The sequence below is a fragment of the Mycobacterium sp. UM_Kg27 genome (assembly GCF_000972905.1).
Taxonomy (GTDB): domain Bacteria; phylum Actinomycetota; class Actinomycetes; order Mycobacteriales; family Mycobacteriaceae; genus Mycobacterium.
On sequence record NZ_JRMM01000339.1, the window covers coordinates 1 to 373 of the forward strand.

The 373-nt window shown below is 60.1% G+C and carries 1 protein-coding gene; it reads left to right on the top strand.

Annotated features, from left to right (window positions below; genetic code table 11):
* Positions 1-373: cellulase family glycosylhydrolase (locus tag LI94_RS21530; protein WP_046302539.1), on the top strand; the 373-nt coding region annotated here is incomplete at both ends.

Here is a 373-nt window from a genome sequence, read left to right on the forward strand (position 1 = left end):
TCCAACCCGAACCCGGTGTCATCGACTACGACTACCTGGCCTCCATCGAAAACACCGTCGAAATCCTGGGCAACCACAACATCATGGTCATTCTCGACATGCACCAAGACCTCTACGGTGGCTACTTCGGCGGCGACGGCGCACCGGAGTGGGCCACCTTAACCGGTGGCCTGCCCAACTTCGATGTGGGCTTCCCGTTCAGCTACTTCGTGAGCCCGGCACAGAACTACGCGTGGGACGCGTTCTGGGCCAACGAGAAGACGCCGGACGGCATCGGGTTGCAAAACCACTACGGCATCATGTGGCAGGCCGTCGCCAACTACTTCAAGGGCAACGAGAACGTCGCCGGCTACGAGATCATGAACGAGCCGTG